20 protein-coding genes are annotated in these 22509 nt (G+C 70.4%); 9 read left to right on the forward strand and 11 right to left on the reverse strand.

The genetic code is table 11. The annotated features are described in order from the left end of the window. The first annotated feature begins 420 nt into the window (after positions 1 to 420). Positions 421 to 1998, forward strand: a complete 1578-nt coding sequence (locus AB0E24_RS44970) for a class I adenylate-forming enzyme family protein (RefSeq protein ID WP_359385727.1) — start codon at positions 421 to 423, stop codon at positions 1996 to 1998. Then, positions 1995 to 3545 carry a long-chain-fatty-acid--CoA ligase gene (locus AB0E24_RS44975; protein WP_099013038.1) on the forward strand — a complete coding sequence of 517 codons (1551 nt, stop codon included), beginning with the start codon at positions 1995 to 1997 and terminating at the stop codon, positions 3543 to 3545. The genes AB0E24_RS44970 and AB0E24_RS44975 overlap by 4 nt, the downstream gene beginning before the upstream one ends. Positions 3546 to 3732: 187 nt before the next feature. Here the strand turns inward: AB0E24_RS44975 and AB0E24_RS44980 are convergent, their stop codons facing one another. Both AB0E24_RS44980 and AB0E24_RS44985 read right to left on the reverse strand, forming a co-directional pair. After that, positions 3733 to 4650 carry an endo-beta-N-acetylglucosaminidase H gene (locus tag AB0E24_RS44980; protein WP_359385730.1) on the reverse strand — a complete coding sequence of 306 codons (918 nt, stop codon included), beginning with the start codon at positions 4648 to 4650 and terminating at the stop codon, positions 3733 to 3735. A 181-nt stretch (positions 4651 to 4831) separates the two neighbouring features. Continuing rightward, a complete protein-coding gene (locus tag AB0E24_RS44985) occupies positions 4832 to 5428 on the reverse strand; it encodes a helix-turn-helix domain-containing protein (protein WP_069874999.1) in 597 nt (198 codons plus the stop codon). 108 nt (positions 5429 to 5536) lie between these two features. On the opposite strand from AB0E24_RS44985, the gene AB0E24_RS44990 reads away from it, so the two are divergent. From AB0E24_RS44990 to AB0E24_RS45000, 3 genes are all read left to right on the forward strand, one after another. Further along, the gene (locus tag AB0E24_RS44990) at positions 5537 to 6163 is read left to right on the forward strand and encodes a class I SAM-dependent methyltransferase (RefSeq protein ID WP_359385732.1); all 627 of its coding nucleotides are present in this window, start codon (positions 5537 to 5539) and stop codon (positions 6161 to 6163) included. 44 nt (positions 6164 to 6207) lie between these two features. Beyond that, positions 6208 to 6708, forward strand: a complete 501-nt coding sequence (locus AB0E24_RS44995; RefSeq protein ID WP_069875004.1) for a DinB family protein — start codon at positions 6208 to 6210, stop codon at positions 6706 to 6708. A 91-nt stretch (positions 6709 to 6799) separates the two neighbouring features. Then, positions 6800 to 7813 carry an alpha/beta fold hydrolase gene (locus tag AB0E24_RS45000; RefSeq protein ID WP_202819363.1) on the forward strand — a complete coding sequence of 338 codons (1014 nt, stop codon included), beginning with the start codon at positions 6800 to 6802 and terminating at the stop codon, positions 7811 to 7813. A gap of 20 nt (positions 7814 to 7833) precedes the next feature. On the opposite strand, the gene AB0E24_RS45005 is transcribed toward AB0E24_RS45000, so the two are convergent. Beyond that, a complete protein-coding gene (locus AB0E24_RS45005; RefSeq protein ID WP_359385735.1) occupies positions 7834 to 9870 on the reverse strand; it encodes a glycoside hydrolase family 97 protein in 2037 nt (678 codons plus the stop codon). Between the two features lie 347 nt (positions 9871 to 10217). Here AB0E24_RS45005 and AB0E24_RS45010 point away from each other — a divergent pair, with 347 nt between their 5' ends. Then, complete coding sequence (locus AB0E24_RS45010) at positions 10218 to 11057, forward strand: SDR family NAD(P)-dependent oxidoreductase (RefSeq protein WP_359385737.1); 840 nt, start codon at positions 10218 to 10220, stop codon at positions 11055 to 11057. Between the two features lie 102 nt (positions 11058 to 11159). Here the strand turns inward: AB0E24_RS45010 and AB0E24_RS45015 are convergent, their stop codons facing one another. Then, the gene (locus AB0E24_RS45015; protein ID WP_359385739.1) at positions 11160 to 11834 is read right to left on the reverse strand and encodes a type 1 periplasmic-binding domain-containing protein; all 675 of its coding nucleotides are present in this window, start codon (positions 11832 to 11834) and stop codon (positions 11160 to 11162) included. Positions 11835 to 12019: 185 nt separating this feature from the next. Here AB0E24_RS45015 and AB0E24_RS45020 point away from each other — a divergent pair, with 185 nt between their 5' ends. The 3 genes from AB0E24_RS45020 to AB0E24_RS45030 all read left to right on the forward strand — a co-directional run bounded on the left by AB0E24_RS45020 (position 12020) and on the right by AB0E24_RS45030 (position 16134). Continuing rightward, positions 12020 to 13225, forward strand: a complete 1206-nt coding sequence (locus tag AB0E24_RS45020; protein ID WP_359385741.1) for a HupE/UreJ family protein — start codon at positions 12020 to 12022, stop codon at positions 13223 to 13225. 209 nt (positions 13226 to 13434) lie between these two features. Next, entirely contained in the window at positions 13435 to 14976 is a 1542-nt protein-coding gene (locus tag AB0E24_RS45025; protein WP_359385743.1) for a purple acid phosphatase family protein, read from the forward strand. 108 nt (positions 14977 to 15084) lie between these two features. Further along, positions 15085 to 16134, forward strand: a complete 1050-nt coding sequence (locus tag AB0E24_RS45030) for a DUF916 domain-containing protein (protein WP_359385745.1) — start codon at positions 15085 to 15087, stop codon at positions 16132 to 16134. 35 nt (positions 16135 to 16169) lie between these two features. Here the strand turns inward: AB0E24_RS45030 and AB0E24_RS45035 are convergent, their stop codons facing one another. The 7 genes from AB0E24_RS45035 to AB0E24_RS45065 form a co-directional block, all read right to left on the reverse strand. Further along, a complete protein-coding gene (locus AB0E24_RS45035) occupies positions 16170 to 17705 on the reverse strand; it encodes an MFS transporter (RefSeq protein ID WP_079256904.1) in 1536 nt (511 codons plus the stop codon). Then, positions 17702 to 18256 carry a TetR/AcrR family transcriptional regulator gene (locus AB0E24_RS45040; protein WP_069875023.1) on the reverse strand — a complete coding sequence of 185 codons (555 nt, stop codon included), beginning with the start codon at positions 18254 to 18256 and terminating at the stop codon, positions 17702 to 17704. Before AB0E24_RS45040 ends, AB0E24_RS45035 begins: the two co-directional genes overlap by 4 nt. Before the next feature lie 67 nt (positions 18257 to 18323). Next, positions 18324 to 19415, reverse strand: coding sequence for an HAD-IIIC family phosphatase (locus AB0E24_RS45045; protein WP_100807833.1), 1092 nt, complete (start codon positions 19413 to 19415; stop codon positions 18324 to 18326). Positions 19416 to 19427: 12 nt separating this feature from the next. Next, positions 19428 to 20525, reverse strand: coding sequence for an acyl-CoA dehydrogenase family protein (locus AB0E24_RS45050; RefSeq protein WP_359385749.1), 1098 nt, complete (start codon positions 20523 to 20525; stop codon positions 19428 to 19430). Further along, entirely contained in the window at positions 20518 to 20781 is a 264-nt protein-coding gene (locus AB0E24_RS45055; RefSeq protein WP_069875030.1) for an acyl carrier protein, read from the reverse strand. The genes AB0E24_RS45050 and AB0E24_RS45055 overlap by 8 nt, the downstream gene beginning before the upstream one ends. Next, entirely contained in the window at positions 20781 to 21662 is an 882-nt protein-coding gene (locus tag AB0E24_RS45060) for a 3-hydroxyacyl-CoA dehydrogenase family protein (protein ID WP_069875033.1), read from the reverse strand. Before AB0E24_RS45060 ends, AB0E24_RS45055 begins: the two co-directional genes overlap by 1 nt. A 144-nt stretch (positions 21663 to 21806) precedes the next feature. Beyond that, complete coding sequence (locus tag AB0E24_RS45065; protein WP_359385752.1) at positions 21807 to 22481, reverse strand: O-methyltransferase; 675 nt, start codon at positions 22479 to 22481, stop codon at positions 21807 to 21809. Positions 22482 to 22509: the final 28 nt, after the last annotated feature.

A 22509-nucleotide genomic window follows, 5' to 3' on the forward strand; every position in this document is an offset into this window, starting at 1 on the left:
TCGGAGCCTTCGATGAGGTTTGCAAAGAGGTCCAGATACTGGGTCGTCACATCTACTCGCTTCGTTTTCAGGCCGCCTGAGGCCATATGCAACTATGGGCGGCTGCGCGTAACTGGCTGAAACCGCAAAGCTATGGCCGGTTTCTGCTCGCCCCCGGCACAAACGCCCAACTGGCGGAAATCGCAAGGAAAGTCACGTGGCTCTGCCGTCCTTGATTCAGAAGAGGGGCTGTGTCTGCAAGTATTTTCGGTCGCGGTCGGCGCCCGATCCTACCCAGGACCACCAGTCATCGGTAAGTCGTCAATGCGAACTTGAGTAATTTTCCCAGTCCATCTGACGGTCAATCAGAAGCGGTTGCCAGGCTCTCACGATCATGTAATTCTGCACCGGCCGATTACGGGTCGGGGAAGTGGAGTTCCGGTGTCTTCGAATGAGAACTACGCCCGCCGGGTACTTGAGGCGTTGGCCTCCGATCCCGACCGGATCGCCCTGTGGCGGGAAGGCGAGGAGCTCACCGCCGGCCAGTTCTCCACGGCGGTTCTCACGGTGGCCGAACTCCTGCGCCGGCACTTCACGGAACACACATCCCCGATTGCGGAACACAAGGACCCGGTGGTGGCGGTGCTGACCGTCACCAACAGCCCGGCGACCATCATCCTGCGCTACGCGGCCAACCTCGCCGGGGCCACCCTGGTCCACCTGCACTCCACCAACGCGGTGGATCCCACCGACCAGATGGCCACCGCCGCCCGGCAGAAGATCCTCAGCAGGACCGGGGCGACCTTCCTCGCCGCCGACAAGGAGAACCTCGACGCGGCCCGCGAGCTCCGCGACCGGCTGCCAGAGCCACCGCGTCTCGCCGCGCTCGGCGCCCTCGGCCCCGACGTCCTGGACCTCTCAGCGGGCGACCCGGACGCCTTCGACCTCGACACCGTCGAGACCGACCCCGAAAAGCCGGCCGTGGTGATCTGCACCAGCGGTACCAGCGGCAGCCCCAAGGCCGTCACGACGTCGTACCGCGTCCGCGGACGCCACCTCGACGTGGGCCTCACGATGGGTTTCGAGTCCCCGGAACCCCTCGTGTACCTGTCGACCCTTCCGGTGAGCAACTCCAGCAGCTCCGTCGTCGACCTCGCGCTCGCCTCCGGGGGAACGGTCGTCCTGCACGACGGGTTCGAGGCGGGCGATGTGCTGCGGGCCGTGGCGCGGCACCGCGTCTCCACGCTGGCCATCACCCCGCCACAGCTGTACATGCTGGTCGACCACCCCGACATCGCCACCACCGACCGGTCGAGCATCACGAACATCACCTACGTCGGCTCCCCCGCGGCCCCCGGCCGACTGTCCGAGGCGGTCGAGGTGTTCGGCCCGGTGCTGGTCGGGATCTACGGGACCACGGAGGCCAGCCCCATCAGCATCCTGAGCCCGCAGGACCACTTCGACCCGGAACTGCGCCGCACCGCCGGGCGCCTGGCCGCGGAGGTACGCATCCGTGACCTGGAGGACGGCCGCGACGTCCCGCTCGGCGAGATCGGTGAGGTGTGTGTGCGGAGCCCGTCCACCATGCTCGGCTACTGGGGCGAACCGGAGCTGACCGCCGCGATCGTCCGCGACGGCTGGGTGCACACCGGCGACCTCGGTTCCGTGGACGAGAACGGCTTTCTGCGGCTGCACGGCCGGATGGGCGAGGTGATGAAGGCCAACGGCATCAAGGTCCATCCCACCGATGTGGAGAACGCGCTGCTGAGCCATCCGGGCATCGCCCAGGCCGCGGTGTACTGCGTGATCGACGACGACCGCGTGGAGCACATCCACGCCGCCGTGGTGGCGCGGCCGGGCAGCACCGCCGACGCCGGGACGCTGATCGGCCACGTCGCCGCCGAGCTGTCCCCGAAGCACGTACCGGCCGTGGTGACATTCCATGACGCGCTGCCCCTCACCGGTGCCGGCAAGCCCGACAAGCAGGCGCTCGCCGCACGGCACGGCGGTGCGGCATGACACTGACCGCCGCGTCCGTACTGGCCGAGACCGCCGAGCGGCGCCCCGACCACCCCGCGCTCGTCTTCGGCTCGGAACGGATCACCTACGCGGAGCTCTGGCACGCCACCCGCCGGTACGCGGCGGTGCTGCGGGACCACGGTGTGCGCCCCGGCGACCGGATCGCCCTGCTGCTGCCGAACACACCGCACTTCCCGATGGTGTACTACGGCGTCCTGGCGCTCGGGGCCGTGGCGATCCCGGTGCACGGCCTGCTGCGCGCCGACGAGATCGTCCACGTGCTGGGCGACTCCGAGGCGAAGGCCCTGGTGTGCGCGGCCCCGATGCTGACCGAGGGCGCCAAGGCGGCAGAGGCGGCCGGGGTTCCACTGCTCACCGTCATGGTGGAGGACGGCACGGACGACGACGGCCCGCCCCGCCTCGACGTGCTCGCCGAACGGGCGGAGCCCCTGGACCGCCTGGTGCCGCGCGCGCCCGACGACCTGGCCCTGGTGCTGTACACCTCGGGCACCACCGGTCGGCCCAAGGGTGCGATGATCACCCAGCTCAACCTGGTGATGAACGTCAGCACCACGATGCGCTCGCCATTCGACCTCGGCCCCGACGATGTGCTGCTCGGCTGTCTGCCGCTGTTCCACACCTTCGGCCAGACCTGCGGCATGAGCGCCTGCTTCCTGGCCGGCGGCACCCTGGTGCTCATGAGCCGCTTCGACGGCCCCGGCGCGCTCGACCTCATGGTCACCGAGGGCTGCACGGTGTTCATGGGCGTCCCGACCATGTATCTGGCCCTCCTCGAAACCGCCGCCCACGACGCCCGCCGCCCCGCCCTCGACCGCGCCTTCTCCGGCGGTTCGGCGCTGCCGGTCAAGGTGCTGGAGGAGTTCCAGGAGGTCTACGGCTGCCCGATCTACGAGGGGTACGGCCTCACGGAGACCTCGCCGGTGGTGGCGTACAACCAGAAGGCGTGGCCGCGCAGGCCCGGCACCGTGGGGCGCCCCATCTGGGGCGTGGAGGCGGAGATCGCCGCCGCCGACGTCGAGAACCGTATCGAGCTGCTGCCGGCCGGGGAGGTCGGGGAGGTCGTCATACGCGGCCACAACGTCATGGCCGGCTACCTCAACCAGCCGGAAGCCACCGCGGCCGTACTGGTGGACGGCTGGTTCCGCTCGGGCGATCTGGGAGTCAAGGACGCCGACGGCTACCTCACCCTCGTCGACCGCAAGAAGGACATGGTGCTGCGCGGTGGCTACAACGTCTATCCGCGCGAGGTCGAGGACGTGCTGATGCGCCACCCGGCCATCGCCCAGGTCGCCGTCATCGGTGTCCCCGACGACAAGTACGGCGAGGAGGTGTGTGCCGTGGTACGGACGCGGCCGGGCACGGACCCGGACGCGGCGCTGGCCACGGACATCGTGTCCTGGAGCAGACAGCGGGTCGCCGCGCACAAGTACCCGCGCCTGGTGGAGTTCGTCGAGGACTTCCCCCTCGGGCCGAGCGGCAAGGTACTGAAACGGGAACTCACCGCCCGCTTCGCCCACGGCCGCTGACCCGGCGTCGTGAGCGTGATGGACCCACCGTCCCGTACGTGATCCAGCGCCCGGCGTAGCAGCCACACCTGACCCAGCAGCTTGCGGATCGCGGCCGCCCGGACGCCGGGCGTCCGGGCGGCCAACCGGGCCTTGGTGACACGTACCGCGTGGATCGCCGTCCGCGCACCGGGGCGTGCGGTCCGCCTTACGGCGTGTAGACGGCGTCGCTGCCGTACAGCTCCCTGGTGAACGCGGAGACATCGGCGCTGCGATCGGCGCCGTCGAGGTTGTACGTCAGATAGACGCCGTACCCCTCGCTGACGGTGCGACGGGCGAGGTCGGCGGCCGTGCTCTGCGAGGTCCGGCCGATCTCGACGGCAGCCGGCGACAGCTTCGACTTGGGCAGTGCCACGCGGGGCACCTGCCAGGTGCCGTAGTACGGGTTCCAGGCGTAGTCGAACTTGGACGAGATGTCGACGCCGCCGTAGGAGAGGCGCGACGCGGCCGGGCCGATGTTGTAGAGGCTGATGATCTTGTCCGGCATGTTCGCGCGCAGCGCCGTCACCAGGTGCACGAACGAGCTGTCGTTGGGCTGGCCCGTGCCGTTGTTGCCGTAGTCGGCGTACTCGTCATCGAAGTCGATGCCGTCCAGGCCGTACTTGGCCACGGTGTCCGAGAGTTGCTTCGCGAACGCCGAAGCCGCCTGCTGGGAAGGGAAGTTGGCGAAGCCCGCGCCCTCATGGTTGCCGAGCACCGAGAGGACGACCTTGATGCCCTTCTGCTGCAACGGCCGTATCTCCGTGGCGGCGTTGTCGAGGACGCGCTGCACATTCTCGTTGAAGTGCAGATACGCGGCCTTCGTACCCGTGTCGTAGTTGATGTTCGCCGCGAAGATCACGGCGACGTCGAAGACATTGCCGCCGCCGTTGGCGAGGGTGTACTTGCCGACGTTGCGCATGCTGTTGTTGTTCACCTCGACGTACGCCACCGAGGTCGGCCCCTGTTTCGCGGGGGCGGGGGCCGCTGCCGCGCCGGTCGCGGCGGTCCCGCCGAAGGCGAGGGCCGCGACCGCGGAGAGCGCTAACGCGGCCGTCCGTACTCTCCTCCGTACCAGAGTGAACATCGTTGACGGGTCTCCCCTCGCATGGGTCGGCGCCCGACCTGTTCGAAAGCGCCGAGTGAACCCCCCAAGTCTTCCGTTCCCGTCACCGAATCCCGAGAATCGCACGCGAACTCTTCACGACTCCCACGCATGTCACGCCGCACCCCGGCGCTCGCCCATTTCGACGGTGAGGCCCCGCGTATCAGGACATGGTGTTCCGGCGCGGCTCGTTGCGCACATGCGCACGCACCCCTTGCAGGCCGAACAGGATGAGCAGCTCCACCACGCCGCCGTCGGCGCTGCCCAGCCAGTGGGGCAAGGACGTGTCGAACTCCGCCGCCTCACCGGGCGGCAGCGTCAGGTCGCGCTCGCCGATCACCAGTCGCAGGCGCCCGTTGAGCACATAGAGCCATTCGAAGCCTTCGTGGGTCTGCGGGGTCGGTTCGAGCGGTTCCGGCCGGGCGGGGATGATCATCTTGAACGCGTGCACACCGCCCGGTCGCCGGGACAGGGGCACGAAGGTCATGCCGAACCGTCTGACCGGCTTGAGATGGATCCGGGGGTCGCCGGTGCGCGGGGCACCGACGAGGTCGTCCAGCGGAACGTCGTAGATACGGGCGAGTGGCAGCAGCAGTTCCAGGCTCGGCCGGCGCTGCCCGCTCTCCAGCCGGGACAGGGTGCTCTCCGAGACGCCGGTCGTCGCCGCGAGCTCGGCCAGGGTGATGCCTCGGTCACGGCGCAGCGCACGAAGCCGCGGCCCCACCGCGTCCAGCACGTCGTCGTCCATCGTGGGATCCATGAGCCCCACCTTGCCATTACCGCAAGATTTCGTGCCAGTTCGCGGTGCGCCCGCCAAGACTGAGCACCCCATCGACGACTGAGCACCCCATCGACCCGAGGAGTCCTGATGAGCACCACCGATGCGGCCACCTTCTGGGACGGCGTCTACGCGGCCCGGCCGGCGGCCGGCGCCCCGCGGCCGAACGCCCGCCTCACCGAGACGGTGACGGGCCTGCCGCCCGGTGACGCGCTGGACCTCGGATGCGGCGACGGCGGCGACGCGCTGTGGCTCGCCGGCCAGGGGTGGCAGGTCACCGCCGTCGACATCTCGGCCGTGGCGGTCCAGCGGCTCGCCGCCCTCGCCCGCTCACACGGCCTGGACGACCGCGTCATCACCGCGCGGCACGACTTGCACACGTCCTTCCCGTCCGGCGCATTCGACCTGGTCTGCGCCCACTATCTGCACACCCCCTGTGACCTGGACCGGGCGACCGTCCTGCGCTCGGCCGCGCACGCGCTGCGCCCGGGCGGGCGGCTGCTGGTCGTCGACCACGGCTCGACCGCGCCATGGTCGTGGAACCAGGACCCCGATACCCGGTACCCGAGCCCGCGGAAGGTCGCCGCGGGTATCGGTCTGGCCCCGGAGACATGGACGGTCGAGCGGGCCGACGCCCCTCGCCGCATCGCGACCGGACCGGACGGGCGCACCGCCGAGGTCACCGACCACGTCCTCCTCATCCGCCGCACCGCCTGATCCGGCGGCCGGCGCCCCTCCTCGGCAGACGAAGGGAGACCACCATGCCCACCACCACGCGCCGCGACCGCCGCGGCGACACCCCTCCGCCCCGGACCGGCAGCAGCGAGATCGAGGCCCTGCGCGGATTCCTCGACTACCTCAGGACCTCGATCGCCGCGAAGGTCGACGGCGCACCCGAGCCGCGGGTGCGGACGGCCGCGGTGGCGTCCGGTACGAACCTGCTCGGCCTGCTCAACCACCTGACCTTCGTAGAGCGCTCGATGTTCCTCGGGGACGACGTCACCGACTGGCAGGCGACGTTCCGAGCCGCACCCGCGGACAGCGTGGCCGATGTCGTCGCCCGTTACCGGGACGCGGTCGAGCGCGCGAACGGTGTCCTCGACGGGTGCGCCGACCTCGGCGCGCCGGTCCCCCGGCCGCGGCCGGGCCGCCCCGCTCCCAGCGTCCGCTGGGCGCTCATCCACATGATCGAGGAGACCGGCCGGCACGCGGGCCACGCGGACATCCTCCGCGAACTCATCGACGGCACGACCGGCCGCTGACCCACCCTCTCCAGAACGGGAAGACATGATCACAGCACGACGGCCGTCGCCACGCCGCTTCCGCCGATCCACGCGCCCGGTGGCGACCGTGATGCTCGCGCTCCTGCTCACGATCGCCACCGCGGCCTGTTCCACGTCCGCGCACACGTCCACGCCCAAGTCCAAGGCAGCGTCCACATCCACGCCGACAGCCGGCGACGACGTTCCCGCCTACGCCGCCGCCACCCGGGACGATCCCCGGTTCAAGAAGACCTTCCGGCACAAGTTCGCCGACGTGGACGGCGTCCGCATGCACTACGTGACCGGCGGCAGCGGCACGCCGGTCGTGCTGATACACGGCTGGCCACAGAGCTGGTACGGCTGGTGGCCGATCATGCCGGACCTCGCCGAGCACCACACCGTCTACGCCGTCGACCTTCCCGGACTGGGCGACAGCACCGGCTCACCGACCGGCTACGACAAGGCCACGCTGGCACGGTATGTGCACAAGCTGATCGCCGATCGGCTCGGGGTGCGTGACGCCCGTGTCATCGGGCACGACCTCGGCGCCGCGGTGGCATTCCAGTACGCCAGCCGATTCCCCGATGACACGGCACGCCTCGGCTACCTCGACCTGCCGCTGCCCGGGCCGAAGATCGATGCGCCCACCTACCGCGCACTGAGCTGGCACATCGCGTTTCACTCCCAGCGACGGGTCCCCGAGACGGTCGTGGGCGACGATGTCCGCGCGTACCTGGCACTGTTCTACCCCCAGGTCTCGTTCGGTGGCACGGCGTTCGGTGGCACCTCCAACCGGTCCCCGTTCACCAACGCCGAGATCGACGAGTACGCACGAACCTACAGCCGGCCCAAGGTCCTCTCGGGCGGCTTCGAGCTCTACCGCGCCCTCGACAAAGACGTCCGCGACACCGTGGCGGCGGCGCCGGTACGTGTCCCGGCCTTGCTCATGACCGCCCAGGGGCAGCTCAACGCGGTCCGGGGCACCGTGGCCCCGCGCATGACCAACATCGTGCGGGCGGTGGATGTACCGAAGGCCGGACACTGGCTCGTCGAGGAGAACCCTCGGTTCGTCACCGCCGAGCTGTTGCGTTTCCTCGACGGATGACCACACCGGATGGCCAACGGTCAGGAACGCACGCGGCGGAAGCGGATCGCGGTGCCTCCACCGGCGACGAGTGTCAGCTTCAGCACGGTGGACGCCCGCACCGTCTCGGTCCGGACGTCGATCGGCAGCGGGTTGTCGTGCCAGCTGGTGTCCGCGGCGTCGCTGTAGATCTCGGCCGTGTACCGGCCCCGGCCCAGGAACCGCAGCGGCAGTCTCAGCGTCCGGTCGTACTCGTCGGTGATGGCGCCGAGATACCAGGTGTGGCCCTTGCGGCGGGCGGCCACCGTGTAGTCGCCGATCACGCAGTCCAGGAAGCGGGTCTCGTCCCAGCTGGCGGGCATGTCCTTGAGATAGGCGAATCCGGGGTGGGAGTGGTAGTTCTCCGGGGTGTCGGCCAGCATCTGAAGCGGGCTGAAGAACACCGAGTACAGCGCGAGTTGGGCGGCCGAGGTCGTCTGTACGCGGGTGCCGAGTCCGGCCGGGTCCCAGGTCACGTTGAGTACGCCCGGGGTGTAGTCGGCCGGCCCGCCCATGAACCTGGTGAACGGAAGGATCGTGGCCTGCTCCGGCGGGTTGCCGAGCCGTCCCATGTAGTTGTGCTGCTCCATGCCGGCGACGCCCTCGCCGGTCATCATGTTCGGGTAGGTGCGCGCCAGCCCGGTCGGCTTGATCGCCTCGTGCGCGATGATCATGATCTGGTGGCGGGCCGCGATCTCGACGACACGCTGGTAGTGACGCACCGCTTCCTGGTCGAAGTGGCTGCGGTTCACCCCGCCCAGTACGAACTTGGTGGCGTAGCCGGTCTTGACCGAGTGGATTCCCAGTTCCGCGTACCGGGCGAAGATCGTTTCCAGGTGTTGCTCGTAGTAGTCGACGAAGCCACGGGTCTCATTGTGCGCGGTGAACCCCACGCCGTTGGCCCGGGCGTAGCGCAGCACCTCGGCCAGGTCGAAGTCGGCCCGCGGCGTGAGGAAGTCCTGGCCGGTCCAGTCGCCGCCGGCGTTGGTGTTCCAGCCCTCGGCGAGTACGGAACTCGCGCCCGCCTCCCTGGCGAGGTCGATATAGCGTTTGACCCGCTCGGTCGTGGCGCCGTGGCGCGCTCCCTCGGTCCAGGTGGTGTGTCGCCGCTGTAGTTCCCACCAGACGCCGACGTACGTGCCGGGCGAGATCCATGACGTGTCCGTGAGCGCGCACGGTTCGTTGAGGTTCTCGATCAGATGCGATTCGGCGAGATCGCCGGGTCGGCCGCCGATGACCAGCGTCCGCCATGGCGTGGAGAATTCGCCCCTGAGGTGGGCCTTCGCGCCGTCGGGAAGGCTGATCAGCTCGCTGGTGAGGGTGCCGGGCCGGTTGCCGTCGGCGGCGAGGGTCATGCTCGGATAGTCGATCAGCGCCGCCTCGTGCACCACGATGTACTCACCACCCTCGGTGGCCAACGACAGCGGGGTCTGGGCGGTTTTCACCTCCGCCAGCGGGGCCCGCCGGTAGTGCCGTTCATCGGCGTTCCAGTCCGTGCCCGCCGCCAGCGACCAACTCGTGGCGGTCGGTGGCAAGGAGAACTCGGTCCTCTCGGCGGTCACGGTGTAGCGGTCGAGCCCGGCTTGGGCCGGCAGGCGGTAGCGGAAGCCGACGCCGTCGTCGAAGACCCGGACGATCAGGTCCAGCCGTAGCCCGGTCGCCGGTTGCACGGTCCGCAGTGTGCACTCCCGCGCATGGTTGCGGACCAGCGCGTCGGGCCCGCACACCGGCCGCCATCTCTCGTCCACGGTCCTGCGCCGCACGGATTCCAGCACCAGTCCGCCGGTGAGCGAGGGCCGGTCGGCCAGGTCGAGCCCCAGCCCGGAGGAGGACACCAGGACCCTTCCATGTCGTACGACCTGGTAGCGCAGCCGACCGTCCGTCACCCGCACGGTCATCCGCAGCCGGCCGTTCGGCGAGGCGATGGTGACATGGCCGGGCGGCGCGGCGGACGCGGTGGCGGGTGCGGCGAGCGCCCCGGTGAGTACCACTCCGGCGGTGGCGCCGACGAGGGCACGGCGGCTGGGAACATTGGCCATGTCACGCTCCATCAGGGGTGGTTGGCGACAGAGCCCGGGCGGTGCCCTTGCTCCGGAGCCGGTCGGGCGTGCGACGACGTGCGACGAGCCGTGGGCGATCCGGGCCGGGGCGCGCGCCGGCTCCGCGCGCCCTGCCACACCGGGCGCCGTTGCCACGTTGTGACAACGTTGTAGCAAGCGCTTTCTACGGACGTCAACCCTTCGGCGAACGGAAGCGACACCCAATGTTGACACTGCACACCACATGAGGTCATTGTTGACACCGCACACATCCAGCCGTTCGCCCGGCTCCCGGATGTCCGCCGCCCCGTGCTCCGCACACCGAAACCGAAGGGCTTCCCCGCCTCATGCACAGCTATCGCGGCACCACCACGTTGGTCACCGGAGCCTCCAAGGGGCTCGGCCGGGCCTACGCCCACGAGCTCGCCCGACGCGGCTCCCACCTGGTCCTCGTCGCCCGTTCGCACACGGCGCTGGAGCAGATCGCCACCGAGATCCGCGCGGAACACGGTGTCGACGCCCGGGTCATCGCGGCGGACCTGTCGGATCCATCGGGCCCCGCCACCGTCCTCGATGAGCTGACGGGGCAGCGGATCACCGTCGATCTCCTGCTCAACAACGCGGGCATGGGGTCCGTCGGGCCCTTTTTCAGCCGCCCCTTCGAGCAGAGTCTGGAGTCGGTCGAGGTCAACGTCACCGGCCTGATGCGGATGACCCGGCTGATCGGGGCGGACATGGTCGAGCGCGGCTCGGGCGGCATCATCAACGTCGGCTCGACCGCCGCCTTCCAGCCCATGCCCTACCAGGCCAGCTACGCCGCGACGAAGGCGTTCGTCCTCTACTTCACCGAGGCGCTCGCCGAAGAGCTGCGGGGCACCGGGGTACGTGTCATGGGCGCCCACCCCGGCGCGACCGACACCGGTTTCTTCGACAACACCACCGCCGTCATGGACCCCAGGGTGACCGACCGGCCCGAGGCGGTCGCCGCGAAGACACTGGACGACTTCGCGCGCGGCAAGACGGCCTCGTATCCGGGCCGGAGGCTCCATCGGGTGAGTTCGTGGGCGGCGCGGTTCCTTCCCCGTACGGCCGTCACACGTGGTGTCGCGGCCATGAACCGCAAGCTGGGGCACCACGAGGTCCAGGACGTCGGCGCCCCGGCGAGTTCGTCGAAGAGTCCGTCGTAGGCGTCGGCGATCAGCAGGGTGATGAGCGCCTCGCGGTCGCGGACATGACCGTGGCGGGGCGCGCCGCGGCGGAGAGCGACGAAACCCACGGGCCGGAAATCCTCAGTCGAGCCATACGACAATGCCGGTCAGATCGCTCAGCACCGCCGCGACACCGGCGCGGACGGCACGGGCGGCGCGTTCGGGCGTGAAGGTGGCCGGATCGTACGACGAGGACATGCCGAGGCCCTCGCCGCGGAACGACGCGCCGGTCCAGTCGGCGGCGGTGACGTTCTCCGTCGGCTCCGCCAACTCCGCCCCGACCACGAGGAACTGCTGGTCGAGGTGGCTGGCCGTGACCAGGGCCAGGGGGTCGACGAGGTCGTTGCCGACGCTGATGACGAGGTCGGGCGACAGGTCGATGGCCTCGCTGATGCGCGGTATGAAGTCGGTCGGCTTCGTGGCCGTGATGGTCTTGAGACTGACGTGTTCCTCGTCGGCCCACTTGGTCACGGCGCTCGCCAGCGTCCTGGTCCGGGCGTCCTTCCCCGCGGTGAGCAGCACCACGCGGTAGCCCTTCGACGGGCGCAGTCCGTCCCAGGAGCCGGGGCGCGGTGTGATCGTCCCCGCCGGGGCGGGCGGTGCGGTCGGATCGAAGAACCCCGGACCGAGGGCGCCGATGGCGGTGGGCTTCGGGCGCGGCCGGGACCAGTCGTCGGCGGAGCTGCATCCACTGACCAGGAGGGCGGTCACGACTGCCGCGGCCGGCAGCCCGGCGGGCAGGAGCCGAGGGGGCATGAGGGTTCGTCCTTCGGTGAGCGGCGGAGAGCGGCGGGGCACGTGTCTACTTCCTACCTCACGACGAGCGGCTTTCGGGCATGGGGCCGTAGTGGTCGCGGCGGGTTCGGTGCCGGTTCGTGCGCGAGCCGCCGTTCGTTCACCCGGACCCAGCAGATTCCGTGCGGCAAGGAAAAAGGAGTCGCATGTTTTCCGCCACCCGATATCGCGTCCATGCCACGCTCGCCGCCGCAGTCGTGGCGGTCCTGCTCAGTGCCGCGCCCGCTCCCGCCCATGGGTTCACCTCGACCGTGTACGCCGACCTCACCTCGCGCGAGGCTGGGCACGTCCGCACCGAACTCGGGCTCGAGTACGACCTGCTCGTCGTCTCCGCCGCGGACCACGAGAAGGACGACGCGCTCTTCCAGGCGGGCGACGCGGCCTTCGAAGACGGTGACACGGCCCGACAGGCCGCGGCGCTCGACGCCCACGCCGACTCGGTCGTCGCCTACGTGGCCGACCGCTTCCGCGTCACGGCCGAGGGCCGGGGGTGCACCCCGGTACGGGACGGCGACTTCACCATCGAGCGGCGCGAGGGTGTGCCGTACGCGCTGCTGGTCCTCGACTACCGGTGTCCCGGGGCCGCTGAGGCGCACGAGGTGCGCAGCGGTCTGTTCGCGGACTCCGAGGGCTATGTGCGGGACACCAAGACGATCGTCACCTACGACCTCGACCTGAGGACCGGAAGCACCGCCCTCGACGCCGAGCACAGGTCGTTCTCCACCCACCAATCCTGGGCCGAGCGGTTCTGGCAGTTCTTCCGGCTCGGCGCCGAGCACCTGCTCACCGGCATCGACCACATCCTGTTCCTGCTGGCGCTCGTCGTGGGGTCACGCCGGCCGCGTGAGATCGTGCTGGCGGCCACGACCTTCACGCTGGCCCACTCGGTGACCTTCCTCCTGGCCGCCATCGGCCTCGTACGGGCGCCCGCGTCGCTCGTCGAGCCGGTCATCGCGCTCTCGATCGCGCTCGTCGCGGGCTGGCATCTGTCGCGGATCCGGCGACGTGGGTCGCACGCCACAGATCTTGAGACGGGCGATCGCGGTCGCCTCGGCCTGGACCGCGCGGGCTCGACGCGGCTCGCGGTGGTCTTCTGCTTCGGCCTGGTGCACGGGCTCGGCTTCGCGTCGGCGCTGGGGATCGACCAGGCATGGTCGTGGACGCTCCTGTGGTCACTCCTCGTCTTCAACATGGGCATCGAAGCGGTCCAGTTGGCCATCATCGCCCTCGTCTTCCCGGTGCTCGCACTGCTGCGCCGCCGTCAGCCGGTCGCGGGGCTGTGGGTGACCGGGGCGATCGCCGCTGGGGTGGCCCTGATGGGGCTGGTGTGGTTCGTGCAGCGCGTTCTCTGAGCGGGTGGAACCGGCTGACCCGCGGAACCCGCGGAACCCGCGGAACCGGTGGAGCCCGCGGAGCGCTCGCCGCCCTCGGACAGCGTGGCGACGGGACACTTTCCGGCAAGTGCAAGTGTCCGCTCGTTCCCCGTTCACCTTGATGACAGAGACCCCCGCGACCTTTACCCCGTTCCCACCCCCCGCTGTACTCGAAAGAACGGAAGCCGATGAAGCTCCCCAAGGGGACACAGAGAAACAGACCCGTGCGACGCCGGGCGGCCACGGGCGCCACCGCGGTGGCCATGGGCGCCGCGATGGTGCTCGGCAGCGGTCTGACGACCACCGCGCACGCCGACGGTGCCACGACGGCCACCGGCATCGTCCTCGGTGTGGGCGCCGGCGAATCGCAGCGCGTTGTGTCCTGGTACACCTCGGCTGACACCCCGCAGGTGGTCCAGGTCGCGCCGACCTCTCAGGTCCGGGGCGGCCAGTTCCCCAAGAACTCCGCCACCTTCTCCGCCACCGTCGCCGCGAACAGCGTCAGCGGCGGCTACAACGCGCACGCCACGATCGACAGCCTGCGCAAGAACACCACGTACTCCTACCGCGTCGGCACCCAGGGCAGCTGGTCCCCGACGTACTCCTTCAAGACCCAGGATTTCAAGGGCAACTTCGACTTCCTGTTCTACGGCGACCCGCAGATCGGCTCGTCCGGCGACGTGGCGAAGGACGGGGCCGGCTGGAAGGACACCCTGGACGTGTCCCTCGCCGCCAACCCGAAGGCCGAGCTGCTGGTCTCGGGCGGTGACCAGGTCGATTCCGCCAACACCGAGTCGCAGTGGAACGCCTTCCTCGGCCCCGACAAGCTGCGCCAGTACCCGTGGGCCGCCACCATCGGCAACCACGACGTCGGCGGCAAGGCGTACGACCAGCACTTCTGGACGCCGAACACCGACCGCTCCGCCGCGTACTACAAGGGCGACCCGGCGACCCAGTCGGGCGGCGACTACTGGTACACGTACAAGGACGTGCTGTTCATCGACATCAACAGCAACGCCTACGCCAACGGTGCCGACGAGGCCCATCTCGGCTACATCAGCGATGTCGTCAAGAAGCACGGCCGCGACGCCAAGTACACGGTGCTCGTGTACCACCACTCGATCTACTCGCCGGCCGACCACGCGAACGACTCCGACAACCAGAAGCGCCGTCAGGACTTCCCGGCCGCGTTCTCGAAGCTGGGCGTCGACCTGGTCCTCCAGGGCCACGACCACAGCTACTCCCGCAGCTACGTGATCAAGAACGGCAAGAAGGCGGACCCGGCCGAGAAGCCGGGTGCCGACCAGGTGGTCCAGGGGCCGGGCGGCGTCATCTACGTGACGGCGAACTCCGCGTCGGGCTCGAAGTACTACGACCTCACCGCTCCTGACCCGGCCCAGGACCCGGCCTACGGCCCTGACCCGCTCAACCCCAAGAGCCACTGGGCCAACTCGGTCGAGAACCAGGAGCACGTCCGCACCTATGTGAAGGTCCAGGTGCGCGACAACAAGCTCGTCGTCGAGAACCTCCGCAGCGGCACCTGCGCCGCTCCCAACGCCGCCGTGGAGCTGGGCAAGGTGTCGTGGTGCGGCCCGGCCGACGGCGCCGACACCGCTCCCCCGGTCGGCTCCGTCGTCGACAAGGTGGTGGTCCACCCGTACCGCGGCAAGGCGACCGCCGAGTCGGCCGACGCCGCGTCCGCCCGGACCGGAGCCGACTGGCTCCAGTAGCCATCCGAGGGTGGTGCGATCCGCTCCACCCGACGGGGTGGGCACCGCGAGGTGCCCACCCCACCGCACGTTCCGCCCACCGCCCCCGAACCGCCCGAGGATCATCAGATGCGCCACTCGCCCACACCGCCGACGACCGCGGCAGGACCAGCGGTCGGAGCCCTCGCCCGAGCCGCGCTCGTGGTGCTGCTCGCCGCGCTCGGCGTTCTCGGAGCGGTGGCCGGACCCGCGGCGGCCGCGGACGGCGATGCCTCCTGGACGGTCAGGACGGCCGCCAACGACTTCGGGACCGACCGGCGGAACTACGGCTACACCCTCAACCCGGGCGCGCGTATCGAGGACGGCCTCGTGGTCGCCAACCACGGCAGCACACCGCTCCACCTGGCCGTGTACACCGCCGACGGGTTCACCACGAAGGCGGGCAAGCTGGACCTGGTCCGAAACGGCGCCACGTCGACGCGAGTGGGGGCGTGGGCCCACCCGGACCGGCCCGATGTGACGGTGCGGCCCGGCCAGTCGGCCGAGGTGCCGTTCACGCTCACCGTGGCCGACAACGCCGAGCCCGGCGACTACATGGGCGGCATCGTCACCTCGCTGACCCGCCCCGGACAGGCGGAGCGACGTCTCGGCATCCGGATCCGGCTGCGCGTGGGTGGAGAGCTCAAGCCGAGGCTGTCGGTGGAGGGCCTGCGGGTGCGCTACGCGGGGACGTCCAACCCGCTCGGGAAGGGCGAGGCCACCGTCACCTACACGATCCGCAACACCGGCAACGCGATCCTCTCCACCCGTCAAGCGGTCTCCTTGTCCGGCCCCTTCGGACGCCCGCACACCGACGCGGGGAAGATCGACGACTCACCCCAGTTGCTCCCGGGCGACACCTGGAAGGTCTCCGTCCCCGTACGGGAAGTCGCTCCCGCGCTGAGGACGACGGGGAGAGTCACCCTCACCCCGCTGCTCGCCGACGCGTCGGGCTCGATCGCCCCGCTCGCCACCGTCGAGACCACGGCACACGCCTGGACCATTCCCTGGGTGTCCCTCCTTCTCCTCCTCGTCGTTCTGTGCGGGGTGCTCTTCGGTATCCGGTGGGCGTTCCGGCTCCGACGCGGGCGCCATGGAGACCGGCGTCGCGAGGACATGGGCACCAAGGAGCTCGTCTGAATGCCGCTACGTATGCCGCTTCGTACGCCGTTCGTCTAGTCGGCCAGTCGCTGACGGCGCAGCAGGAACCACGCCGCCACCGCGGTCGCCAGGAGTACGCCCGCACCGACGCCGGCCGCGATCCGCAGGCCGTCGACGAACGCGTCCCGGGCCGTGGCCAGCAAGGCCGTGCCCGCCTCGGGCGGCAGCCCGGCGGCCGCCTCGACGGCGCCGCCGATCGAGTCGTCCGCCCTCTCGGCCACCGGGCCCGGCACCCCCACCGGCGGGGTGAAGCCGCGGTAGACACCGGTCACGATGGAGCCGAGCACGGCGATGCCGAGGGCCGCGCCCAGTTCGTACGCGGTCTCCGATACCGCGGACGCCGCTCCCGCCTGGTTCTTGGGCACGGTGGAGAGGATCACGTCGGCGGTGACGGTGAACGCGAGGCCCGCGCCGACACCGACCACCAGCAGCACGGCTCCGAGGAGCGGGTAACCGGTATCGGTGCGCAGCCACAGGAGCGCGGCGAGGGCGAGCCCGATCGCCGCCAAACCGCCCGAGACCACCGCCCGCACGGAGAAGCGGTGGGCGGCGCGTCCCGCCAGCAGCCCCGCCACCACGGCTCCGGCCGCGGTGGGGAGTTCGGCGAGTCCCGCCTCCAGCGGGTCCCGGCCCTGTACGAGTTGCAGGTACTGCGACAGGAAGAAGACCAGCCCGGAGAGGCCGAGGACGGTGAACAGGTCGGCCAGGACCGCACCCGAGAAGCCCCGGTGCCGGAAGAGCCGCATGTCCAGCAGTGGGGCGGGGAGCGTCAGCTGCCGCCGTACGAACCACCCCAGGGCCAGCGCCCCGACCGCGCCGGTGGCCGCGATGTCCCCGCGTATTCCGTACGCCGCGGTCTCCTTGACCGCGTAGACGACGCCGACCATGCCGACGAGGGAGAGCAGCACGCTGGGCAGGTCCAACGGGCCGGGCGCAGGGTCCCGCGACTCGGGGAGCAGTTTCGCCCCGACGACCACGAGGAGCACCATGACGGGAAGGTTGATCAGGAAGACCGAGCCCCACCAGAAGTGTTCGAGCAGGAAGCCGCCGAGGACCGGGCCGACGGCCATGCCCGCCGATGCCGTCGCACCCCAGATGCCCACGGCGAAGCTGCGCTCGCGGGGGTCCTGGAAGAGGTTGCGGATGAGGGCGAGGGTGGAGGGCATCAGGGTCGCGCCCGCGATACCTAGCAGCGCCCGCGCGCCGATCATCATCTCCGCACTCTGCGCGTACGCCGTCAGCGCGGACACGGCGCCGAACGCAACCGAGCCGCCGAGCAGCAGCTTCTTGCGGCCGATGCGGTCGCCGAGGCCGCCCATGGAGACCAGCAGGCCCGCGATGACGAAGGAGTATATGTCGCCGATCCACAGCAGCTGGGTGCTGGAGGGCCCGAGATCCTCGCTCAGGAACGGGGTGGCCAGCCCCAGGACGGTCGAGTCGACGGCGACCAGGAGGACGGCGAGGACGAGCACGGCGAGCGCCAGCCAGCGGCCGGACCGCGGGGGCGTCTCGGTGCGCTCTTCGCCGACCTCGACGGGGCTCCCGCTCATGCGTCCCCGCTCCTCCGCAGCGCGCCGCCGAGCAGCAGCTCCAGCACCATGTATTCCATGTCCTTGGCGGCGAGCCGCCCGTCGTGGACGCTCCACGCGGCCGACGCCATCAGCCCGTACACGGCCTCTGCCAGCCATACGGGTGTCAGGTCGATGCGGAAGTTCCCCTGCTCCTGGCCGCGCCGGAAGAGCGCGGCCAGGCGGGCGTCGAGCCGCGCCCAGCCCGCGTTGACCTCCTCGCCCTCGACGAGCTGGCTCTCGCTGTAGAGAAAGACGAGGAAGCCGGAGACCGGCCGAAGGGCCGCCACGAGCCGGCGCAGTGCCTCGACCGCGTCGCCCTCCTCGATGCGGGCCGAGTCCATTGCCGCTTCGAACCGCTCGATGCCCAGCTCCTCCAGCGCCCGGATGAGCGCGTCCCGCCCGGCGAAGTGCCGGTGGAGCGTGGCGCGGCTGATCCCCGCCGCCTTGGCGATGTCGTCCATCGAGGCGGTGGCCCTGCGGGTGAGCAGGGCGGCGGCTTCGCGCAGCACATCGTTGCGATCAAGACCCATGCGACAACCATAACTCGTATGAGACAAATATGTCTCATAGAGTCCACCTGGTCGATCGGCGCAGGTGTCAGGCCCTCGCCACCGGCCCCTCGATGTCCTTGGCGATCACCGTCACCGTCGACGACGCGGGCTGCCGGGCCGGCTCCAGGTGAAGGCGTTCGGTGCCCTCGATCTCCGGGGCGTGGGTGATGGCGGACCGGCAGCCGCAGTCCTGCTCGGAGAAGCCGGCGAACCGGTAGGCGATCTCCATCATCCGGTTGCGGTCGGTGCGGCGGAAGTCGGCCACCACGTGCACGCCGCCACGGGCCGCCTGGTCGCACAGCCAGTTCAGGATGGTGGCGCCGGCGCCCCAGCTGACCACTCGGCAGGATGTGGCCAGCAGCTTCAGATGCCAGACCTCGGCCAGCTTCTCCAGCAACACGATGCCGACCGCGCCGTGTGTGCCGAACCGGTCGGACATGGTGACCACCAGCACCTCGTGGGCCGGGTCGGCGAGCAGAGCGCGTAGCGCGGCGTCCGAGTAGTGCACCCCGGTGGCGTTCATCTGGCTGGTGCGCAGGGTCAGTTCCTCGACCCGGGTCAGCTCCTCCTCACCGGCCTTGCCGATGGTCATGACGAGTTGCAGGGAACGCAGGAAGTCCTCGTCCGGCCCGGTGTACTCGGTGCGCGCCGCGTCCCGCTCGAATCCGGCACGGTACATCTCCCGGCGACGGCGGGAATCCACGGTGGAGGCGGGCGGGGAGAACTCCGGCAGGTCGGGGAGGGCCGACGCCTGCCCGGCATCGTAGGTCCGCACGTCGGGGAGGTGGTAGGTGACCTCGGCCCGCTCGGCGGGCTGGTCGTCGATGAAGGCGATGGTGGTGTGCGCGAAGTTGAGCCGTTCGGCGATCTCCCGGACGGAGCCGGACTTCGGCCCCCAGCCGATCCTGGGCAGCAGGAAGTACTCGGCCACTCCCAGCGCCTCCAGCTTGGCCCAGGCGTGGTCGTGGTCGTTCTTGCTGGCGATCGACTGGAGGATGCCCCTGCGGTCCAGCTCCTCGATGACCTCGCGCAGTCCGTCGAAGAGCCTGACCTCGCCGTCCTCCAGGAGCGTCCCCTTCCACAACGTGTTGTCGAGGTCCCACACCACGCACTTGACGATGGTGACCTGCCCGTCCACCGGGTTCTCCTCTCAGCCCGAGACCGACAGCGCGTGCTGGGCCAGCATCAGCCGGCACAACTCATTGCTGCCCTCGATGATCTCCATCAACTTGGCGTCCCGATACGCACGGGCCACCACATGTCCGTCCGACGCGCCCGCCGACGCGAGGACCTGAACGGCGGTGGCCGCGGCGGCCGCCGCCTGGGTGGCACCGACGTGCTTGGCCAGCACCGCGGCGGTCACCATGTCCGGGGACCCCTCGTCCCAGCGGTGGCTGGCGTGCTCGCACACCCGGGTGGCGGTCTGCTCGGCCACCAGCAGATCGGCCAGGTGGCCGCCGATCAGCTGGTGCTGCGCGAGCGGCCGGCCGAACTGCTCGCGGGACTTGGCGTGGCGGGAGGCCGCCGCCAGACAGGCCCGCAGGATGCCGACGCAGCCCCAGGCCACCGACATCCGGCCGTACGACAGCGCGGCGGTGACCAGCATGGTCAGTGCCGCACCGGCACCGCCCAGGACGTGGTCGCGCGGCAGCCGCACCGAGTCGAGCCGGATGCCCGCGTGCCCGGCGGCCCGGCAGCCCATCGGGTCGGCTACCCGCTCGACGGTGACACCGGGGGCATCGGCGGGCACCAGCACCGCAGCGGCGCCGTCGCCATAGCGGCCGAAGATGACCAGCAGGTGGGCGTAGTGCGCCGCGGTGACCCAGACCTTGCGGCCGTCCACCACCACGTCGTCGCCCTCCGGGCGGATCTCGGTGCTGATCGCCGACAGGTCGCTGCCCGCCTCGGGCTCGCTGAAGCCGACGGCGGCCAGCGTGCCGGAGGTCAGGCGCGGCAGGTGGTCGGCGCGCTGCTGGGCGCTGCCCAGCCGCTGGATGGTCCAGGCGGCCATGCCCTGCGAGGTCATGACGGACCGCAGCGAACTGCACAGGCTGCCCACGTGTGCGGTGAACCGGCCGTTGTCCAGACTGCTCAGCCCGAGTCCGCCGTATTGTTCCGGAAGCTCGCCGCACAGCAGTCCGGCCTCGCCCAGCTTCCGCAGCGGCTCGGCGGGGATCAGGCCGGTCAGGTCCCAGGTGTCCGCGCGGTCTCCCACCAGCTCGCTGACCAGGGCCTCGCGGTCATTCACCGGCGGCCTGCCGCAACCGGTCGACCATCGCGACCATCGCGTTGACGGTGCGGAAGTTCATGAGCTGGAGGTCCGGGCCGGCCACCATGATGTCGTAGGTCGACTCCAGATGGACGACCAGCTCCATGGCGAAGAGCGAGGACAGGCCGCCGTCGGCGAACAGGTCGCGGTCGGGCGTCCACGGGGTCTTGGTCCGCTCCTCGAGGAAGGACAGCAGCTGCTGTTCGACGGACGCGTTCTCCGTGCTGGTACCCATCACATCGCCCTTTCGTAGGTGTAGAAGCCGCGGCCGCTCTTACGGCCGTGGTGTCCGTCGCGGACCTTGGACAGCAGCAGTTCGCACGGTCGGCAGCCCTCGTCACCGGTGCGCCGGTACAGCACCCACAGCGAGTCGACGAGGTTGTCGATGCCGATCAGATCGGCCGTGCGCAGTGGTCCGGTGGGGTGCCCCAGGCAGCCCCGCATCAGGGCGTCGACGTCCTCGACGGAGGCCGTGCCCTCCTCCACCACCCGCGCCGCGTCGTTGATCATCGGGTGCAGCACCCGGCTGGTGACGAACCCGGGGGCGTCGTTCACCACGATGACCTTGCGCCGCAGCCGGTCCAGCAGCTCCCGGGTGGCACTCAGCGCGGCTTCGCCGGTGCGCGGGCCGCGGATCAGCTCGACGGTCGGGATCAGATACGACGGGTTCATGAAGTGGGTGCCGAGGAGGTCCTCGGGCCGGCCGATCGCGCCCGCCAGTTCGTCGATCGGGATCGAGGAGGTGTTGGAGATCAGCGGGGTGCCGGGCGTGACCGCCGGGGCCACCTCGGCCAGCACCTTGGCCTTCAGCTCGGCGTCCTCGGTGATGGCCTCGATCACCGCGGCCGGGCCGGCCGCCCAGTCCACCTCGGCCGGGGCGGTGACCTCGGTCAGTTCGCCGGTGGTGACGTCCTTCGGCAGCGCACCCATCATCTGCGCCATCCGCAGGCCCTCCCGAATCCGGCCGCGGGCCACGGGCAGCACGCCCTCCGCGGTGTCCACCAGGGTGACCGGCACCCCGTGGGCGAGGGCCAGCGTGGTGATGCCGACGCCCATCACACCGGCGCCGAGCACCACCAGCGCCCGGTCCTGCGGCTCATGAGCTGCTGACGTCACATGTCCTCCCGAACGTTCACTTCCGTGGGCCGACGGCCCGGCGGCGGACCGGCCGGGCGGCGGGGGCCGGGCCGCCACGGCCACCGGCGTGGTGCGGCCGGGCGGCAGGGCGTGCCGGCAAGGGGCTTGGGGTGGTGCGGTGGATCAGGCGGTGGTGCGGCGGACCAGCGTGATGCCGTCGGCGGCCGGCAGCAGCGACAGCTCGACGCGGTCGTCGGTGAACAGCTTGGCGTTCAGCTCCCGCACCGCGACGGTGTCGGGGTCCTGCGCGGCGGGGTCGATGACCCGGCCGAAGAAGAGCGTGTTGTCGATGACCACGAGCCCGCCCGGCCGCACCAGCCGCAGCGCCTGCTCGTAGTAGGCCGGGTAGTTCGCCTTGTCGGCATCGACGAAAACCAGGTCGAAGGAGTCCGGCCCGAAGCCGGTGTCGGCCAGCAGTGCGTCCAGGGTCTCGGTGGCCCGGCCGACGCGTACCTCGATGCGGTCGGCGACGCCCGCGCGCTTCCAGTACTCGCGGCCGACGGACGGCCACTTGTCGGTGACGTCGCATGTCACGATCCGACCGTCGAGCGGCAGCGCGCGGGCCATGCACAGCGTGCTGTACCCGGTGTAGGTGCCGATCTCCAGGACGGTCCTCGCCCGCGTGAGCGAGACCAGCAGGGCGAGCAGCTGGCCCTCCTCCGCGGCCACCGGGAGCGTTGTGCCGCCCGGCAGCCCGGCGGTCTCCTCGCGGAGACCGCGCAGGATCTCGTCGTCACGCAGCGAGACCGAGGTGATGTAGTCCAGCAGCTCCGCGGACGTGCTCACTTGGTTCGCCATGGCCTCCATGGTGGGAGAGCACGCCGCG

Origin of the sequence: Streptomyces malaysiensis subsp. malaysiensis, from assembly GCF_040653035.1 — a bacterium.
In the GTDB taxonomy this organism is placed as follows: Bacteria; Actinomycetota; Actinomycetes; order Streptomycetales; family Streptomycetaceae; genus Streptomyces; species Streptomyces malaysiensis.

Excerpts from the sequence above, each read along its gene's own strand:
- AB0E24_RS45030 (WP_359385745.1), top strand. The coding sequence starts at position 15,085 with ATGCGCCACTCGCCCACACCGCCGACGACCGCGGCAGGACCAGCGGTC.
- AB0E24_RS44990 (WP_359385732.1), top strand. The coding sequence starts at position 5,537 with ATGAGCACCACCGATGCGGCCACCTTCTGGGACGGCGTCTACGCGGCC.
- AB0E24_RS45040 (WP_069875023.1), bottom strand. The coding sequence starts at position 18,256 with ATGGGTCTTGATCGCAACGATGTGCTGCGCGAAGCCGCCGCCCTGCTC.
- AB0E24_RS45005 (WP_359385735.1), bottom strand. The coding sequence starts at position 9,870 with ATGGCCAATGTTCCCAGCCGCCGTGCCCTCGTCGGCGCCACCGCCGGA.
- AB0E24_RS45015 (WP_359385739.1), bottom strand. The coding sequence starts at position 11,834 with ATGCCCCCTCGGCTCCTGCCCGCCGGGCTGCCGGCCGCGGCAGTCGTG.
- AB0E24_RS44995 (WP_069875004.1), top strand. The coding sequence starts at position 6,208 with ATGCCCACCACCACGCGCCGCGACCGCCGCGGCGACACCCCTCCGCCC.
- AB0E24_RS45065 (WP_359385752.1), bottom strand. The coding sequence starts at position 22,481 with ATGGCGAACCAAGTGAGCACGTCCGCGGAGCTGCTGGACTACATCACC.
- AB0E24_RS45020 (WP_359385741.1), top strand. The coding sequence starts at position 12,020 with ATGTTTTCCGCCACCCGATATCGCGTCCATGCCACGCTCGCCGCCGCA.
- AB0E24_RS45010 (WP_359385737.1), top strand. The coding sequence starts at position 10,218 with ATGCACAGCTATCGCGGCACCACCACGTTGGTCACCGGAGCCTCCAAG.
- AB0E24_RS44985 (WP_069874999.1), bottom strand. The coding sequence starts at position 5,428 with ATGGATCCCACGATGGACGACGACGTGCTGGACGCGGTGGGGCCGCGG.
- AB0E24_RS45055 (WP_069875030.1), bottom strand. The coding sequence starts at position 20,781 with ATGGGTACCAGCACGGAGAACGCGTCCGTCGAACAGCAGCTGCTGTCC.
- AB0E24_RS45035 (WP_079256904.1), bottom strand. The coding sequence starts at position 17,705 with ATGAGCGGGAGCCCCGTCGAGGTCGGCGAAGAGCGCACCGAGACGCCC.
- AB0E24_RS45000 (WP_202819363.1), top strand. The coding sequence starts at position 6,800 with ATGCTCGCGCTCCTGCTCACGATCGCCACCGCGGCCTGTTCCACGTCC.
- AB0E24_RS44980 (WP_359385730.1), bottom strand. The coding sequence starts at position 4,650 with ATGTTCACTCTGGTACGGAGGAGAGTACGGACGGCCGCGTTAGCGCTC.
- AB0E24_RS45025 (WP_359385743.1), top strand. The coding sequence starts at position 13,435 with ATGAAGCTCCCCAAGGGGACACAGAGAAACAGACCCGTGCGACGCCGG.
- AB0E24_RS44975 (WP_099013038.1), top strand. The coding sequence starts at position 1,995 with ATGACACTGACCGCCGCGTCCGTACTGGCCGAGACCGCCGAGCGGCGC.